Genomic DNA, 16,927 nt, shown 5'->3' with positions numbered 1-16,927 from the left:
AGAACGCGGGATGTTTTTCAGACCAAAATCTTGTCTCTCTTTCACCTGAAACTTATCGACACGCTTTGTCCTCCGAAGAACACCAGTCGTTTGGCGAGAAAACGTCGCTTGGCGCGAAACCGTCGAAACCCCTGTCGGATGGCATGTCGCTGCCGGGCCAGGATTCACCGGCGCCCGGTTCCTCGGAACCCGATTCCCCAGCGTCCGATTCGCCTGCGTCCGATTCCCCTGCGCCCGGTGCAGCGGATCAGGATGTTTCATCTTCGGAAGACCTTTCATCCGTCGCGAACCTTTCATCGATCGACGGGGATCCGACGATCGAAAATTTCGAATCCTCCGACCAAGGATCTTCGTCGAGCGAGAATTTGCCGATCACGGACGAGCCCACGCGGGCTTTTGGCAGTTTTATGGCTGATTCCGATTCGTTGGATTTTTCCATGGCTTCGTCGCCTCAGGTGGATGACGACGTGCCCAAGCAAATCGGCGGGTACGTGATCCAAAAATTGATTGGATCCGGCGGCATGGGCAACGTCTATTTGGCCGAGCACACGCGGATGCAGCGGTTGGTGGCGATCAAGATGCTGCCGATCAAACGGATGAAGGAGGTGACGGCGGTCCAGCGATTTTATGCCGAAGTGCTGGCCGCATCGCGTTTGATGCATCCCAACATTGTGACCGCATTTGATGCCGGCGAATCCGAGCAGGGGATTCACTATCTGGCGATGGAATTCGTGGACGGCATGACGCTGACGCGTTGGGTTGCAACACGTGGTCCGCTAGGCGTGGGCGAGGCGGCGGCGATCATTCGTCAGGCCGCTTTGGGACTATTGCACGCCCACCGTGCTGGCATCATCCACCGGGACGTCAAACCTGGCAACTTGATGCGTGCGTCCGATGGGACGATCAAAGTATTGGACCTGGGGTTGGCCCGAATCAATGCGGCCGAATACTACTCGCCGTCCGGGAAAGCGTCGGCCAAAGAATCAGCCGAACCGAGTTCGAAGGGGCGTTTGGTCGGAACTCTACCTTTCATGTCACCGGAACAACTGGAAGATCCCGACCAAGCCGATGCACGCAGCGACATCTATTCGCTCGGTGCGACGATGTATTTTTTGTTGACGGCTAGTCCGCCGTTCACTGGCGAATACTTGGACCAAGTCTACGGCCACCGGCACGGGGAAATTCCCGATCTGATGCAGGCACGCGGCGACGTCGATCTTCGATTCGCTCATATCTTTTCGCGGATGATGGCCAAAAAGCCTGACGAACGATACGCATCGTTGGACGAAGTCATCGATGATTTGGGCCAATACGCCAACCAGGTCGATGCACCCGTCTGGATGACCGAATTCGCCAACCGGATTGCGAACCACGATTCGTCTACCTTCGGCGGCGGATCGACTCAATCGGGCGGTTCAACGTCCGGAGCATCGTCCAAGGTGTTCGCGATCGACTATGGCATGTTCTATTCGGCAACGGCCGCCGCGTCCCCGCTTGGCGGCGTAAACCCGTTGCCAGCCGGTGGGGATGATCGCCCCTTGTTTCGCATGGCGATTGCCAGTGACGAAGATCGATTGATCTTTGGCCAAGATGCGATCCAGCGGCGGAGCGAGTCGCCCAAATCGTTAGTCCATTGTCTGCCCATGTACATCGGCAAGCCATTGATGGATCGCAAAGTGATTGGCCGATCTTGTCCGCCGGAAGTCCTGGTTGCGATCTTGCTTCGGAAAATTCGCTTCAATGCGTGGCCGGGCAGTCCGGGGCCACTGGCAACCGCGATCACCATCCCCGCCAGTTACGACCAGTTGCACCGGCGCAGTGTTCTGCAGTCGGCACAGATGGCCGGTTTCCCGTCGGTTCGATTGGTCGATCGCTCGGTCGCCGCTGTGCAGTCCTTGTTGATTCCCGACGACGCGTCTTTGCCGGGCGGGTTTGCCGATCGATCCCTGGACCTGGGCGATGCCCAAAAAGAACAAACGGTGCTGTTTGTCGGTGTGTCCGGGCAATCATTGGAAGTGGCTGTCATGCGTCGGGATTCGGTTCGCTTGCACCAATTGGCGACCGCCGGACACTGGCACCAAGGGTCGTTGCCGTGGTTGCACCGGTTGGTGGACTTGGCGGCCGACGCATTCACGAATCAGTTTGGTTTTGATCCGCGTCAATCCAGTCGGACGGCAGCCAGTCTGCAGATCGGCTGCGAAAAGGCGATGAACAGCTTGCTGCTTTCGCCCACAGCGACCATCAAGTTGGTGGCTCCCAAAAGTCGGCGACTGCAACTGGTCAAACCTGGGACCGAATTGTCCGTGACCGTGACTCGGTCACAATGGCTGCAGAACTGCGAAGGCCTGATTGCAGGGATCTTGATCGCAGTCCGCAAAGCCTGTGCACAGGCGTCGGTTTCGATGAAGGACATCGACATCAGCGTCACGATGGGAGCGATCCTGCGCATTGGCGAAGTCCGTGATGCCGTGATGGCCGGTTTGCGTTCCGATGCGGTGCGCCGAACCGTCGAACGCGCAGACGTTGCTCGCGGTGCGGCGGCCTGTTTGGCGGCCGAATTGCCGGGTCGTGGTGACGTCATCGGTCCGCCACGGGGTGTTACCAGCCAAGCGATTGGGATCGTCATCGAAGACGCCAAACGGCGACGCCGCATCCTGCCGATCATCCCGAAAGGCACGTCCCTGCCCGCACGGACCAACCGGCGGTTGACAATCAGTGCCAATCGGAAATCGATGACGTTGTCGTTGGTCGAATCCTCGGGGGTCAACGGGCACGATTGGCACTCGCTGGGCCGTTACGAGATCACCGCGGGTGAAAGCAGCGACCAACAAGTGTTGACGTCACGGATGATTGGGTTCGAGATCAATGTCAACGGATGCCTCTCGGTTCGGGCGCAAACACCAGGGGTCGCAGCCAGCACGAAGTTGCCACCGCTGCCTGCATCGACCATCACCGAAGAATCCATGGCGGAATGGACCAAGTGGATCGCGTCGCTGGTCTAATGGTCTGCTGATTTCGTGAGCCGTGATCGCGTCAGCGGCCGGGAAGCCCCCCATTGCCCGTGGCCTCACCATCGCCGTTAAAAGTTTGATTCAATCAGCAGGCCACTGGCGTCAAATGGGATCGTTGCTAAGTCGATTCACCCGATATTTGAATTGCATTGCCAGCGTCGGTCTTTTGGATTTTCAAGCCAGCGGTCGCCCAGCAATTGGCCCAACCAAAAATTCGCACGGCGACACAGGTGCCTGCCGTGCGGCGGATGAACGGTGTGTGGGCCGCAATCGACGCCTTGTTGGTAGGGTTGATCGACGCGAAGGTTCGCAGCGATTGGTCCTGGAGAACGTGATTGACCAATTTGCGGTAGATGCCCTTTCGGCGGTGGCTCTTGGCGACGAAGGCTGCGAACAGCCACTGCTGGTCGTCGGCGAGCTGGAAGTGGAGCCCCAGATCGGATTCATCGAAACATTGCTGCGCCAACCAAACGCCGCCGACCGGTTCCGCCCAGTCGATCGCAAGACAGGCACTCTTGGGCGCATCGGCAGCGATGGATTCCTGCGGTGACGAATAGTATGTCAGCCGGTTCGCAGCCGCGAAGTCCTCGTCCGTTTGGCACCATCGAAATGAGAGTTCGTCTGACGCTGATGCGACACTGCGCTGTTCGCCTTGGCTGCGGCGTTCGGCGGCTGGTGCGAGCTCGAAAACGCGGAAGATGCGAAACCGGAACCAATGTTCAGGGATGATTCGGTTCACGATGATACCCACGCTATACAGCAGGCCTCGGTTGGTGATAGAGCCAAGCATCTTCAATGCACCTTTCACAATGATGGTCCCCGAACCAAATGAATACGGTACCATCAATCGCTGGTCTCGGACGGTTTGGTTGAATGGCTTGTTAGCCGATTCATCATTTCAAAGGAAATAGTAACGTGTCGTTATTTGTCGGAGTTGATGTTGGCGGTACCACCAGTACGATCGCGATCGGCGACTCGCAGCACCGGGTGCTTTGCATCTCTGATCAATTTGCGACTCGGTCGATCGATGGACCCGACGCTACGATCGCGGACATCGTTGCCCAGATCAAGCAACAGTTGCATCAGCTGGGGCGATCCGAAGACGAGGTGTCGTCGATCACGCTGGCAACGCCCGGACCGGCGACGCTAGACGGCGTGCTGTTGTCGACGCCAAATTTGGATTCCAGGTTGTGGAACAAGTGTCCGATCCGCCAGCGGTTGGAGATTGCCTGGGCCTGCGACGGCATCGCGGTCCCGGTTCGCTACATCGGGGATGGCCAGGCAGCCGCGGTGGGTGAATCGGCGATTCGAACGGGATTGATTCACTGGGACGATTCGCCAATGCAAGGCAAGGCGGATCACTTCGATTCCCTGTTCATGGTCGCCGTTGGTACGGGGCTGGGAGGCGGCGAAGTTCGCAACGGCATTCCGGTTCAGGGTAGCCAAGGGCGGGCCGGTCATGCGGGTCACCTGATGCTGCCAGTCCATGCGTTTCGATATGAACATGATCGCAACCTGAAGGTCGGCAACGCCTACTGCACATCGGAGAGCGCGATTTCACTCACTGCGCTGACTCACCAATTGAGCTATCGGTTGACGCTGGACCAATACAAGGCCCATCCGCTGAACCGTCAAACCTGCAGCATGAAAGACAAGGCCAAGCAATTGCGAGAATTGGCGGCCGACGGCGATCCCCTGGCAGTCGAACTGTTGGACGATCAAGCGCGGGCTTTAGGGATCACCATGCTGATGGTGAACTACCTGGGCGACTTCGATCGGCTGGTGATCGGTGGTGGGGTCTGTGACATGATCGATCCGCTGAAACAGCGGTACCTCGAATTGGTCCAGACCGAATACTACGACAACGCACTGGACGGATTTCGAAACTTCGACCAATTCAGCTTTTCGGTCTGTGGCGATCAAGCGTCCGTGATCGGAGCCTTGGCCCACGCGATGGGCAAGTAGTGGGATTCGCCAAAATTCCCCTCCAGCCCCACCTAACCGCTGAAGGAATTCAAGCGAATCCCAAGACGGTTTGTTTCGGCGGCAGAGGTTACTGGCCTCGGACGTCGGCGGTCAGGACGCCTTTGGCGGTCACCGAATCATCGCCTGCGGTCTTGATTTCGAAGGCAACTTTTTGCGGGCCCGCATTTTGACCGGTGTACGTAAAGGTTGGATTGACGATGTGAACCTTCTTCAAATCCGAAGTCGCTTCGTACTTCACGTCCCAGTTTTCCGCGGTGATGGATTCGATCTGAAAAGGCTTCTGGCCCATCAGAACCAATTTTCGCGTGATCCCCTCGCCTGGCTTCAGCGACCCGAGGGCAACGGCTTGTGGCGAGATCGAAAGAGCCGATTCGACCTGTCCGGAAACTCGTAGCGGTACGTTGGGCATGCTGCGGTCATTGGTGACCACCACGACTTCGTCTTGGAAGAAACCGGTGGGCGCGTCTTCGCGAAGATCGACCGTCAGTTCATAGTTGACGCGACCGCCTTCGCGAACGGTTTCTTTGACGGCGGGCATCAGCCAAGGTTTGTTGCTTCGAACATCGACGATTTGCCAATCGCTGCGTCCGGCGTACAGAACCTTGGTGGACTTCGATACGGCTTCGCCTTGGTTGGATCGACCGAATTCAATCGCACCAGGAAAGAAGACCATGTCGCTGCGGATGTAACCATCCACTCGCAGGCGGACTTCGCTGTAAAAGGGCTGGTCGATCACGACGGTCAGCGTCGCGCCTTTTTTGCCTTTGAAAGTGTCCGTGTTGAAGCGAGCCAGGATCGATCCGGTTTGGCCGGGAGCGATGTATTGGTTTTGCACAATCGGGGTCGTGCACCCACAACTAGCCCGGACCGTTTGGATGTGCATCGTGCTGGACATCGTGTTGACCACCGGAAACACGAATTCCGTTTTGGCTGCGACCGCGACAGTTCCAAAGTCGTGCGTCTTGATCGGGAAAGCCGTGGCTGTCCAATCGGCGGCAACAACGGTGGTGGATGCCAGGCAGGCGGCAACGGAAAAAGCCAAGGCGAAGTGGCGGATCATATGGATGGTCCCTGGTGGGGTGTCTCAGAAATTTTGAAACGGAATGAGCGGTGGCCTGCGGACAGGTACCGTTTGGGAGGCGGGAGGGACGTTCGTTCATCGCGCGCACAAAATTCGCCGCAACCAGAAACTCTGTCCATCTTATCCAACCTAGCGGTCCCCCACCGTTAGGCAACACGGAAAAGGATAAATATTTCCGGAAATTGCGGGTTTCGGTCTTGCGGACCGATTGCAGCAGTGATTACCGGGCGCCAGCCTTCGGTTGGAAGTCGCTGAGCGAGATCGGTCAGTTTGATCTGCGGGCGACGGGGTGTCTTTGGGGGCTTTGCGTAAAATACGCGGCGGTGAAATTTTGACCCCGCCGGATCATTTTGCGGCGTGAAAATTTCGATCGTGAAACTGCTTGTTGTCGATCGGATCTGGGAAATTTTCGCGCGTGAAACTCGTTCCCTGGCTGGGGGCGGAACGGGGACGGTTTTTTGGGAAGCAAAATTGGAGAATCGGTTGGCGCATAAAAAAACGGGCCGCGACCTTTTGCAAAGTCGCGACCCGCTTCGTTTTTCGCCTACGTCCAGCGAATCCATTTCTCCTCTGCCTCGCCCGGGTCGGCGATGGTTAGCCGCCCCAGGCGAGAGTTACTTTCGCTTCGAAGCGATACTTAGCAGCCACATCCGCAGGATGGTGCAACTTCGCAGCCGCTGTCGCAGCCACAGTCGTGGTGGCAGCCGCCGAAGATGTTCTTCAGCAAGCTTTTGACTGGGCCGTCGCAGCTAGGTGCTGCACAACCGCAATCCGAAGCACATCCGCAGCCCATGTCCGAAGCCGAGCTGATGCCGGCCGAGCAAGGATCGCAGCAAGTTGGTGCAGGTGCACAAACTTGAACTGGAACTTGCTTGCAGACAACTCGGGGAACGCACTTGGTGACGGTGTAAGGTTCGCAAACCTTACGGCACTTGGCGACTTTAACGGTCTTGGTGAAGCACTCAGTGCGGCACTTGTTGACACAAACGGTCTTGGTGCGGCATTCTGGGATCATCTTGCACACTTTGTACGAGACGGTCTTGGTGCGGCATTCTGGGACCATCTTGCAGGTCGTGTAGTTCACAACTTTGCTACGTGGTTCGCAAACGGTACGGCAAACGGTGTAGTTGCAAGTCTTGGTGCGGCATTCGGGAACCATCTTGCAAGTCGTGTAGTTGACGACCTTCGATCGTTGTTCGCAGACGGTGCTGCAAACGGTGTAGTTGACAACTTTGCTGCGGCACTCGGGAACCATCTTGCAAGTCGTCCAGTTGACAACTTTGCTACGGCACTCGGGAACCATCTTGCAGACGGTGTAGTTAACAACCTTGGTGCGGCACTCAGGAACCTTACGGCATACGGTGTAAGGAATTTCACGGGTGCGGCATTCTCGTGTGTAAGAAGTGCAGGTCACTTCTTTTTGCTCGCAGGTAGGAACCCAAACCTTCTTGCAGACGGTCGTTGGGCAACCTTGAACGCATTCCACTCGGCAAGCACCGGGGCAGTACACGTTGCGGCAGGTCGATGGATCAAACGTCCAAGTACCTGGCTCGCGGACGGTGCGACGCATCATCTTGCCAGGAACTTCTTCGCTGATCGTTTCCCAATGTCCACCCTTGACGGTGACCATTTTGGTCGTCGTCACAGGAACCACAACGCTGTAGTTCTCGGTGCGAACTTTTTGCTCTTGCACGGTGTTGTAGACCGTGTAGTTGATCGTGCGAGACTTTTGCTCACGAACTGGCACCATGACGGTGTAGTTCACCGTCTTGCTGTGGTTCTCACGAACCGGGTTCATGACGGTGTAGTTGATCGTCTTTTGGCGAGTTTCCCGAACAGGAACCTTCACCGTGTAGTTGATCGTCTTTTGATGAGTCTCGTACACCGGTTTGTTGACGGTGTAGTTGATCGTACGAGTCTTGGTTTCGTAAACAGGAACCTTGACGGTGTAGTTGATCGTCTTCGAGTGATTCTCGACGACCTTGTTCATCACGGTGTAGTTGATCGTGCGAGTTTTGGTCTCGTACGAAGGAACCATCACGGTGTACTGAACTTCTTTTTGCTCTGTGTACGGGACGGTACGAGTGCCCTGTACTTCTTTGTCTTCGTAATACACTTCATTACGGCTACGATAGCGAGTTTCCTCTACTTGATCGTAAACCGTTTCTTGAACTGTTCGCATCACGGTGTAGGTTCCGCCGGCAACCGGGGCACCCATCGAACCGTCTGCAACAGCTCCTTCAACAATCGCACCGTCACCGGCGATCGTTCCGCCATCGACAACGCTTGAACCACAATCGCTACAGCCTTGATAACTGATTGCACCACAATAAGCGGCGCTAGCGGACTTAGCCCCCGAAACGATCGCAATGATCGCAACGGCCGGCAACAACCACAGCCTTTTCATCTTCAATTCTCCACAGGAAACAACACATGTGTTGCATTGGACGCAGCTTGAAACTCCCGATGCTCCGGCATCGGTAACGTGACACTCGAAATTCCCCCGTGCGAAATGGCACGCTGATCAAAACGCGTCGGAGACTAAAACTGTCGTCGCGACTGTCGATGATCTGGCATCCCAGGTTGCTAGTGGCACCACTGCCGCGGATAATCCGATCCGCGTAAGCTGTGCTCACTGGCAAAGAGGAACTCGATGCACTGACTACATCGTCTACGTGTGAAGCGTTAAGCACGTAAAAGAGAACGCCAGGGCAAAACGGGAGGATTGGGGGCCCTGGATGAACGGCGGTATCAAGTTTGACGATTATGCAGGCTCGATCGCCTCGATTGGGCGTCTCCCTGAACAGATTGCCAGGTACCGCTCTTGCCTGGCCGCCATCAACCACCCGGAATGTGGGAGCCGCACTCCCCGTAAAATCCGCAACACCCGGCGACTCTGCCCCGCAACCCTCCCGCGGTGGACTCCCAAGACGGCGTCCCCAACGACCGATTTGGGTGGTCATCTTGATTCGCAGCCATCGGTAGCGAGACTCGCCAACGGTTTGGGCCGTTGAGGGGGGGGGAATTGCCGACAGTCTTGGCGGCATTCGCTACGGTGGATTTGTCATAGGAGATTCGTCGTTGGGAGATTCGTCGTGGTTCCGTTGGGGCTATCGACGTACTTCCCATTCGCTGGTGTCGGGTTGGCCGCCGAACTGGTTCACGTCCCGCACCGACTGATACAGTTGGACCGGCAACTGGATCGCACCGACGGTGATCAACGCTGCAAAGCCGATAGCGGTGGTGATCACCGCCCACTCCGGTGCAAAGGCGTGCACCAACGCGATCGTTAGGCCCGATCCGACCAGGATTGCTTTCAGCTCGGTCGGGCCGAACGCGGACAGTGTGAACTCGCCAACCAGCTTGGCTTTGATGTTGGTCAGGACCGCGATCGCGAACAGAATCACCACTGCGGCCAGTGCCATCTGCAAACTGCCTGCGGCCACCCCGATGCCGATCATCCAATAGGCGAACGAGAGTGGATCGGTGAAATGGTCCAACAGTTCCCCACCGTTTCGACATTGCCCGGTGCGTCGAGCATGCGTGCCGTCCACACAGTCGGCCAAGTGATTGCCGATCACGCCGGCAGAGGCCAATCCGCCGCCCCACCATGTCGATGTGCTAAACGCAAACCCGATCGCACCGGCGATCGCCGATAGGTGTCCCACCAACACGATGCCCTCCGGCGGAAACCGCTTGGGGATCGACAGGTACGGGTACAGCGATTGCAAACAGGGACCGACAAACGGGTCTAGAAGACCGTGGGAAACGCGTTTCGACATCGCTGAGACTCTGCGGATCGTGACGGTCACGGGCGGGGTTCGGTGCAAATCCACATGACTTGCTGACCCCGGTGGATCCAAACAAAGTGCCCGTCCATGGCCCGGTGACAGCGCTCGGGGACGCGGAATTTTCGAAACCGGTGGCCGAATCGAAGCGTTAGGGAGCCACCGAGATCACCACTTCGGTGTCCGTCCAGGTCGCTTGGCATCCCGCCAGGGCGGCGACCTTGCCGATCAGATCAGGCAGCGTCACGTCGGACTCTTCGATCTGTACGATCGCTTCACAAGCCGCCGCAGCCGTCGATTCGATGCGGCAAGTTCGACCGGCGGCTTGGCAAAGTTGGTTCAGTGCGTTGCGAGCGGCTGTCTTTGATTTCAACGAAAATCGCGGCATATCGCTGCCGGTTGCTGCACCGGCCGGCGGGTTCGCAGCTGGATTGCCGCCCCGGTTTCCAGCCCGATTCTGGTTTCCCGCACGGTCGTTGGGAGCTTCGATCGGAGTGGACAGAATCGCTTGCACGGCCATCCGGTGTGCTTTCGCGGTTGCTCGGATCAGCAGCGCCGCGTCGTTGACTCGGACTTTCGCCCCCGCGTCTTCCTTTTGGATGGCTTCACGGACGGTGGTCAGATCCGGCCATCGATACAACCGCGTCACTTGCTCGGCCGGCACGGCTTTCGATACGGATTCGGCGTCGTCGAAATCCAGAAACTGGCTGCGGACCAACAAAGTTGCGACATCGCGATGGATGTCATGCCAAGTGGTCGCCGGCCACAGGTCATGGGGCAGCGATGCATTTGGTGCTGCAGTCCCGCCCGGATCTGATCGGTCCAGCGATGCTGATAGCGCCTCGTCAGGGGTCGCTAGAGCGTCCCAGTGGATTTGCGCGGCGACATCGCGGTCGCCCTTGGTTTTCAACGACATCACTTCCGCCGAAACGCGGTCCACCCATTCAGCGCGTCCGACGATCACCACGCCGGCAACCCAGTGCACCACGCATCCCCGCGATGCGGCGATGCTGTCGATCGCTGCAAACGGTGTGGGCCCAACCTGGCCAATCTGAACCGGGGCGGTTGGGTCGATATGGCGGTCCAGCCAAACGTTGACCTTCACACCGCTGGTGAATCGGTCGATGGCGTCACGAAATGGCAATCCATTGATGATCCCCGTGGTAGGCGAAGCCATCGCGCGGACACTGCGGTCGCGTTCGGACAACTCGTTGACCGGGGATGCAGCCAGAACTGCCGAAGCGCCCAAACCGGTCCAAACGATCATGCCGCCCAAAAGTCTGGCTAAAAACAGGAAGTCTCGTGACGATTTTTCTGACATTGGCACACCCTTGGGGTTCACCGTGCTGGGCGACTGCCCGACATTTGTTGACACTGGATCGCCTAGGTGGTTTGTGAGGAATCCATCAAGTTGGATGACCGCGAAGACAGGGTGTTGTGGGGGGCTGTGTTTGGCGAAAGCGGATCGGCCCGAAATCACCCGAAATTGCGAAAAACACTGGGTTTTGGCCAGTTGTTGCCGCCTGCCGCTGTGACTAGACTCGACCAGTATAGCCGCGACGCAGGGGACCCCGCGGTAGCCCCTGTATTGACCAGGCTACGCGGATTGGACCTTGGATATCAACCAGCTGCCGGTCCGCTGACGCTCTTTATTGGCTTGGATCGTTCCATTACAGGTGTTCGCCGCGGTCCGTAGCCGCCGCGATTGGCTCAGGGAGCCTTGTCCGGCACTGGAGCGTGACTAACATGCCTCGCGTTGGCCACCAACAACGATCCAGCAGAACGGGCCAGCGATGACGGATTCGTGATCCGGTTGCGGTGGAGCCAAAATGGCTTGCCTCGGCGAAACGAACGATGCGTAACCCCACACGACGGAGAGATTGTGACTACACCCTTGGTCAGGACCACTCGACTAGCGACCGCCTATCGTCGTTACTTGAACTCCGCGGATTCGCCTCAGTTCGCTTCCGATGTGGACGATCACTACTGCGAATCCACTTTGACGTCGCTGTTGCGTCGTGGTGATGTGGAACTGCGGCGTGCGTCGGCCTTGTCTCTGGGCATGTTGGGAGATCATTCGGCGATTGAACCGCTGGGCCGTGCGCTCTGCGATTCGGATCGCGGAGTCCGGTTGGCGGCGGACGATTCGTTCCGCGCCCTGTTGGTACGCGACGCTGCTCCGATGCACCACCAACAATTGTTGAAGGTGATGCACCTGAACGATGGCGGTGAGTACGCCGGCGCACTTGCGCCGACGATGATCTTGGTGGATCAGGCTCCGTTGTACGCCGAAGCCCATCACCAACTGGCGATCTGTTGGCACGGCCTCGAGAACTTCTTTCAAGCCGAAGCGGCGTACAGTGCGTGTCTGTGGCATTGCCGGTATCATTATCCGGCTTGGCAGGGGCTAGCCAGATGCCGATTGATGTTGGGCGATGGCGAAGCGGCTGTGTCGGCGCTGAAACGCAGCCTGGATATCTGTCCGGATCTGGAGAACGCTCGCGCCCAAATTCGTATGATCGAACGAAAACTGCGCCAGGCCAACGATTCGTAAGTAGCGAGTCCGATCGCATGTTGCGGCAGTCAGGTAGGAGAGACAACTTGAGTTACGACGAACCCCTGGTCGGCGGTCTATCGGTCGCCATGTCGATGATCGCAACTTTCATCGCCGTCGGCCCCTGGGACCAGCCTTACCAGTTGCGCAGCATCCAAGCGGTGCGCAGTCGTTACGGGAAACCGGTCGCGCGAGGCGTATGGGCCGCCATCGCGGTCGCGGCCTTCACCTGCGGTGTAGCCATCCTGTCAGGCGTCCGCCCCGGTTATGCCGAACAAGAAATCGGCGTCAACCAGTAGCGATCTACGAGCCCATCACGCAGCAAACGCGTATCGGTGGGTGGACGCACGGGGCGATGCCCACGCGGTTAAACGATGGGGGGCGATATGCTGTCCAGTCCATGCGGTCCAGTTCATGCGGTCGTTTCACCGCGTGCCTATCGGGCCGCGCGTTTTGGTGGGTGGACGCACGGGGCGATGCCCACGCTGTTAAACGATGGGGGGCGATGTGCTGTCCAGTCCACACGCTCGTTTAACCGCGTGCCCATCGGGCCGCGCGTTTTGGTGGGTGGACGCACGGGGCGATGCCCACGCGGTTAAACGATGGGTGTCGATATGCGGTCCAGTCCACACGGTCGTTTCACCGCGTGCCTCATCGGGCCGCGCGTATTGGTGGGTGGACGCACGGGGCGATGCCCACGCGGTTAAACGATGGGTGTCGATATGCGGTCCAGTTCATGCGGTCGTTTCACCGCGTGCCTATCGGGCCGCGCGTTTTGGTGGGTGAACGCACGGGGCGATGCCCACGCGGTTAAACGATGGGTGTCGATACGATGGGTGTCGACTGCGCACCGTTTGGGGCAGCGGGCCATGCGTTTTGACGATGCGGCATGGCAACGAAAAAAGCCTCGCCGATTTTGATCGACGAGGCTCTTTGGAATGGTTGACTTCGATCAGCTGGATCGCTGACGAGTTGTTCCTTACGAACCGGGGTTCGATTCTTTGACGGCTTTGTCCATGACGTCGATGGCGGCGTCGACATAGCGTTCGTAGGTGTTTTCGAAGTGCAGCATGGACGCTTTGTCGGCAAAGAAGAACATTCGTTTGTTGAACGGATCTTGCATGGCCCATTCACGTTTGCCCGGCACGATCACTTGTTCTTCGAAGAAACGGACCACATCGATCTCGTTCAGCACGGGTGTGTAGGGGACCGGTTGAGCCAGGAACTTCTTTTTCTTGGCGTCTGAGGAGAACAAGTACAGCTTGCCCAAGTGGATGACTCCGAATTCGGGGCTGCCTTCGACCCACTCGGCATCGTCGACCACGGTAACGGCACAGTAACCGTCCATGGCCAGTTCAGGTTGATGGGACGAGGACTTTGCGGCCGCTGGCTTGCTGGCAGCCGGTTTCGCTGCGGCGACCGACGTGTTGGCTGGCTTGGAGGATTCCACCGCTTTGGCTGGCGACGGGCTGGCGACATCGCCTGGCATGGCCAAAGAGAGTCCTTCGGTGCTGTTGCTGACCAAGCGATTCTTGGCGGCAATCGCATTGGGCCCGCTGGGCAATTCCCAGCTAGCGGCTGTCGATGCGGGTGGTGACTTGGGACCAACCGGTGCGGCGGCGGTTTCGGTCGGCTTGGCGGCAACTGCATAGGCAGGAGCACCAGCGGGCGGTGCAGCAGCAGGTGTGCCCGCGATCATCGGCGAACCGGGTGCGGCAGGCGTGGGAGCACTGCGGACAGCACCGACCAACATCGCGATGTATCGATCGGGTTGTTGAGGGCTGACGCCGTGGGACAGCGTTTTGCCTTCGATATTAACGACAACATCCGTCGGGAATTTCGTGACCTTGAACATTTCGGCCAGCTTGGGGCTTTGGCCGGCGTGCACCTTGACCGCCACAAACTTCTCTTCGATCGCAGAGTTGACCGACGGATCCAAGAACGCGCCTTCTTCTAGCCGGTCGCACCAGACGCAGTTGTCGGTAAAGAAGTGCAGCAGCAACAGCTTTCCTTCGGCCTGGGCCTTGGCGTGTGCGGTGCGAAGATTCGTTTGCCAAGCGATTTCAGCGTTGGCAGGGCTGGCGACCATCAACGTCATTGCGATGGTGGTCATCAGGGTTAGGGCTACCGCTTTCATCGAATCAGATTCCTGTCGTCGAATGGCATGGAGAGCATTTTAGGTTGGGAGGCGAAAACTCTTTCCGCGCTGGACTCTCATCGGCCTGACTGCTGGTACCACTTGAGCGGATTCTGTGGAAAGTGCAGATTGTGTCGACTTTGACGATTAGCGATTCGTTGGCGAGGTTGGCCCCGTGGATCCCCCAACCAGCCGGGCGAGCCCTTCTGTCGCAACTGGCGGATCGCTAAAATTGCTTGTCGCACTTACCTTTTGATCGCACCGGAATAAGGACGTTTTCCATGGCTAACCAAGAATTGATCGCGCACCTGAACGAAATCCTGAAGCACGAATGGACTGGCGTCGCCCAGTACTCGCAGGCCAGTTTCATCGTCGAAGGCGTTTGGCGCGAGGTTTACGCAGATAAGTTCATCGGCGATGCCAAGGAATCGTTCGGTCACGCTCAATTGATCGGCAACAAGATTGTCGCGTTGGGCGGTGTGCCAGTCGCCACTCGCAACGAAATCAAACAGTCTCGCGACCTATTCGAAGTGTTGCAGTTCAGCCTGGAATTCGAAGCCAAGGCCGTGGAAATGTACGAAAAGGCGCTGGAACTTGCCGAAGGAAATCGTGCCCTGGTGGTCTTCTTGGAAGACATTCTCAACGACGAACAAGAAGGCGTCGACGAGTACACCAAGTTGCTGCGTGACACCAGCACCGCCTCAGCAGCCAATTCGGCACGCAAATCGGGCTAGAGAGTTCGTTTCGGAGCAACGTGTCGGCGTTCGATTGGAACGCCGGGGCGGTCCGTTGGTTGCGAGACCCGCCAAGGGTTTGTCGATTGTAGTGAGCCGTGATCGCGTGAGCGGCCGGGAATCCACACCCCACACCGCCCCCACGCCCGTGGCATCACGGCCAACGGGGATCTATCCGACTCGGGCGGCTGCGGCTTCGCAGAAGCTGAGCACGGGGGAAGCTTCGAAGTGCGATCGCGACGGTCGATGCAGATTTCTGGCAGAGTTTCCGGTGAGGGCGGCTTTCAAGCCGGCCATCTGTTCCGGTTGAATCGGCAAGCAGCTCTGGGTGAACCAGCCCACGTCAGGCGAATACGATTCCTGGCGTAGCATCATTCGGTCACCGCCCGATTCGCAATCGTCGGGCTCGCCACGCTGGATCACAATCACCAACCGGTTGTGGTCGTCGTCAGTCGGCAAAACGCTGATCAGAGTTTCTGTGGGCATCAAGTGGCTCGGGCGATATTGTTGATAACCGTTCTCAGTAGCATAATGGTATCCCGTCTGGTGGGGCCGTCAACGACTAAAACAATCGTTTCCATCCTCCTGATCGGAGCTTTTCGCTGTGAAAGATGACGCCGGAGCACGCAAATCGGCCGCTGAGTCGCCCGCTGACCGCAGTGGGGCAGACCGCTTGGCCCCGTTGCCGAAGCCCGATTTGAAGTCTGCTCGCTCTCGGTCAAAAAAGTTGGGACTCGGTCCCGGCCAGAAAGTGATCCTGATGTGCATGGACCGAAAGACGGCCAAATGTGCCAGCGGGAAAGAAATGGCGGCCGCCTGGAAACACTTGAAGAGCCGGATGAAACAGTGGGGGCTGAAGTCATCGAAATCGAACGATTCGGTTCGTGCCATGCGAGTCGCGGTCGGCTGCATTGGAGTTTGCCGGGGTGGTCCGATCATGGCGGTGATGCCCGACGGCTTGTGGTACGGATCCTGTACGCCGCAGGTGATCGACCGGATTTTGAAAGAACATGTGATCGACGGACGACCGGTGACGTCGCATCTGATCTCGCCGATCGATCTGGCGTGAAGCTGGGCAGGCGGTCTGGGAACGAGATTCTATCGAATTCGGGGGACCGAAGAATTTGCCTTTTCGGGAGAGAAAAAGTTCAGCTGGCATCAGGGGTGGCAATTCCGGGCTTGACATTGGGGGTCAGCAGGTTATATTTCAGAAAAGTCATGAAGGTGCTGATTCGGCATCCCTGGTCTTAGACACAGATGTCTTGGCCGGTTGTCGATCTGACACCTCTCCCGGACGACCTGGCTTTGTCCCTCTCAACCGCGACCCCGCTTGACGCGACCGCATGATCTAGCCGAGGAAACTGGCGACCCTGGATTTGGGGTCTTGATCAATATTGAGACTGGACTCCCAGGTCAAATCAATCGGAGACACACGGCGGTTTGATGTTACCGCTGCTTCGATGCGAGTAGTTTTCGGCGTAGGACGCCGGCAATTTTTTCGCGAAGTTTACCCAGACACCGTCTTGTTGACGGTCTGGACGAATTTCATTCGGTAATTCGATGCGGAATCGGTCCTTCTGATGCCGCCGAGTGTTATGCCATTGTTGGTCATCTCGCTCGTTAAACGCAGGTCTGG

13 protein-coding genes are annotated in these 16,927 nt (G+C 57.8%); 6 read left to right on the top strand and 7 right to left on the bottom strand.

Annotation, left to right across the window (positions count from 1 at the left end; translation table 11 throughout):
- Positions 1–65: 65 nt before the first annotated feature.
- The gene (locus K227x_RS18300; protein ID WP_145171752.1) at positions 66–3,002 is read left to right on the top strand and encodes a protein kinase domain-containing protein; all 2,937 of its coding nucleotides are present in this window, start codon (positions 66–68) and stop codon (positions 3,000–3,002) included.
- 127 nt (positions 3,003–3,129) lie between these two features.
- Here K227x_RS18300 and K227x_RS18295 read toward each other — a convergent pair whose 3' ends face one another.
- Positions 3,130–3,801, bottom strand: coding sequence for a hypothetical protein (locus K227x_RS18295; RefSeq protein WP_145171750.1), 672 nt, complete (start codon positions 3,799–3,801; stop codon positions 3,130–3,132).
- A 125-nt stretch (positions 3,802–3,926) separates the two neighbouring features.
- Here K227x_RS18295 and K227x_RS18290 point away from each other — a divergent pair, with 125 nt between their 5' ends.
- A complete protein-coding gene (locus K227x_RS18290) occupies positions 3,927–4,976 on the top strand; it encodes an ROK family protein (protein WP_145171748.1) in 1,050 nt (349 codons plus the stop codon).
- A gap of 88 nt (positions 4,977–5,064) precedes the next feature.
- Here K227x_RS18290 and K227x_RS18285 read toward each other — a convergent pair whose 3' ends face one another.
- The 4 genes from K227x_RS18285 to K227x_RS18270 all read right to left on the bottom strand — a co-directional run bounded on the left by K227x_RS18285 (position 5,065) and on the right by K227x_RS18270 (position 11,187).
- Positions 5,065–6,057 carry a DUF1573 domain-containing protein gene (locus tag K227x_RS18285; protein WP_145171746.1) on the bottom strand — a complete coding sequence of 331 codons (993 nt, stop codon included), beginning with the start codon at positions 6,055–6,057 and terminating at the stop codon, positions 5,065–5,067.
- Between the two features lie 658 nt (positions 6,058–6,715).
- The gene (locus K227x_RS18280; RefSeq protein WP_145171744.1) at positions 6,716–8,485 is read right to left on the bottom strand and encodes a hypothetical protein; all 1,770 of its coding nucleotides are present in this window, start codon (positions 8,483–8,485) and stop codon (positions 6,716–6,718) included.
- A 703-nt stretch (positions 8,486–9,188) separates the two neighbouring features.
- The gene (locus K227x_RS18275; protein WP_218933350.1) at positions 9,189–9,860 is read right to left on the bottom strand and encodes a CDP-alcohol phosphatidyltransferase family protein; all 672 of its coding nucleotides are present in this window, start codon (positions 9,858–9,860) and stop codon (positions 9,189–9,191) included.
- 157 nt (positions 9,861–10,017) lie between these two features.
- Complete coding sequence (locus tag K227x_RS18270) at positions 10,018–11,187, bottom strand: hypothetical protein (RefSeq protein ID WP_145171740.1); 1,170 nt, start codon at positions 11,185–11,187, stop codon at positions 10,018–10,020.
- A 561-nt stretch (positions 11,188–11,748) separates the two neighbouring features.
- On the opposite strand from K227x_RS18270, the gene K227x_RS18265 reads away from it, so the two are divergent.
- On the top strand, positions 11,749–12,420 hold the full coding sequence (locus K227x_RS18265; protein WP_246145902.1) for a HEAT repeat domain-containing protein: 672 nt from the start codon (positions 11,749–11,751) through the stop codon (positions 12,418–12,420).
- 47 nt (positions 12,421–12,467) lie between these two features.
- Positions 12,468–12,719, top strand: a complete 252-nt coding sequence (locus K227x_RS18260) for a hypothetical protein (RefSeq protein WP_145171738.1) — start codon at positions 12,468–12,470, stop codon at positions 12,717–12,719.
- Between the two features lie 680 nt (positions 12,720–13,399).
- Here K227x_RS18260 and K227x_RS18255 read toward each other — a convergent pair.
- The gene (locus tag K227x_RS18255; RefSeq protein ID WP_145171736.1) at positions 13,400–14,557 is read right to left on the bottom strand and encodes a DUF255 domain-containing protein; all 1,158 of its coding nucleotides are present in this window, start codon (positions 14,555–14,557) and stop codon (positions 13,400–13,402) included.
- 281 nt (positions 14,558–14,838) lie between these two features.
- Between K227x_RS18255 and K227x_RS18250 the strand changes: the two genes are divergently transcribed.
- A complete protein-coding gene (locus K227x_RS18250) occupies positions 14,839–15,291 on the top strand; it encodes a ferritin-like domain-containing protein (protein ID WP_145171734.1) in 453 nt (150 codons plus the stop codon).
- Positions 15,292–15,462: 171 nt separating this feature from the next.
- On the opposite strand, the gene K227x_RS18245 is transcribed toward K227x_RS18250, so the two are convergent.
- Positions 15,463–15,777 (bottom strand): hypothetical protein, encoded by a 315-nt coding sequence (locus K227x_RS18245; protein ID WP_145171732.1) that lies wholly within the window; start codon positions 15,775–15,777, stop codon positions 15,463–15,465.
- A gap of 118 nt (positions 15,778–15,895) precedes the next feature.
- Between K227x_RS18245 and K227x_RS18240 the strand changes: the two genes are divergently transcribed.
- Positions 15,896–16,360, top strand: a complete 465-nt coding sequence (locus K227x_RS18240) for a (2Fe-2S) ferredoxin domain-containing protein (protein WP_145171730.1) — start codon at positions 15,896–15,898, stop codon at positions 16,358–16,360.
- Positions 16,361–16,927 lie beyond the last annotated feature (567 nt).

Source organism: Rubripirellula lacrimiformis (assembly GCF_007741535.1).
Classification (GTDB): domain Bacteria; phylum Planctomycetota; class Planctomycetia; order Pirellulales; family Pirellulaceae; genus Rubripirellula; species Rubripirellula lacrimiformis.
The sequence above is the reverse complement of the archived record's forward strand: the minus strand, read 5'-3'. Positions and strand labels throughout refer to the sequence as shown.

Coding starts and splice junctions, on each gene's coding strand:
- K227x_RS18285 (WP_145171746.1), bottom strand. CDS start 6,057: ATGATCCGCCACTTCGCCTTGGCTTTTTCCGTTGCCGCCTGCCTGGCA.
- K227x_RS18275 (WP_218933350.1), bottom strand. CDS start 9,860: ATGTCGAAACGCGTTTCCCACGGTCTTCTAGACCCGTTTGTCGGTCCC.
- K227x_RS18280 (WP_145171744.1), bottom strand. CDS start 8,485: ATGAAAAGGCTGTGGTTGTTGCCGGCCGTTGCGATCATTGCGATCGTT.
- K227x_RS18245 (WP_145171732.1), bottom strand. CDS start 15,777: ATGCCCACAGAAACTCTGATCAGCGTTTTGCCGACTGACGACGACCAC.
- K227x_RS18270 (WP_145171740.1), bottom strand. CDS start 11,187: ATGTCAGAAAAATCGTCACGAGACTTCCTGTTTTTAGCCAGACTTTTG.
- K227x_RS18295 (WP_145171750.1), bottom strand. CDS start 3,801: ATGCTTGGCTCTATCACCAACCGAGGCCTGCTGTATAGCGTGGGTATC.
- K227x_RS18250 (WP_145171734.1), top strand. CDS start 14,839: ATGGCTAACCAAGAATTGATCGCGCACCTGAACGAAATCCTGAAGCAC.
- K227x_RS18255 (WP_145171736.1), bottom strand. CDS start 14,557: ATGAAAGCGGTAGCCCTAACCCTGATGACCACCATCGCAATGACGTTG.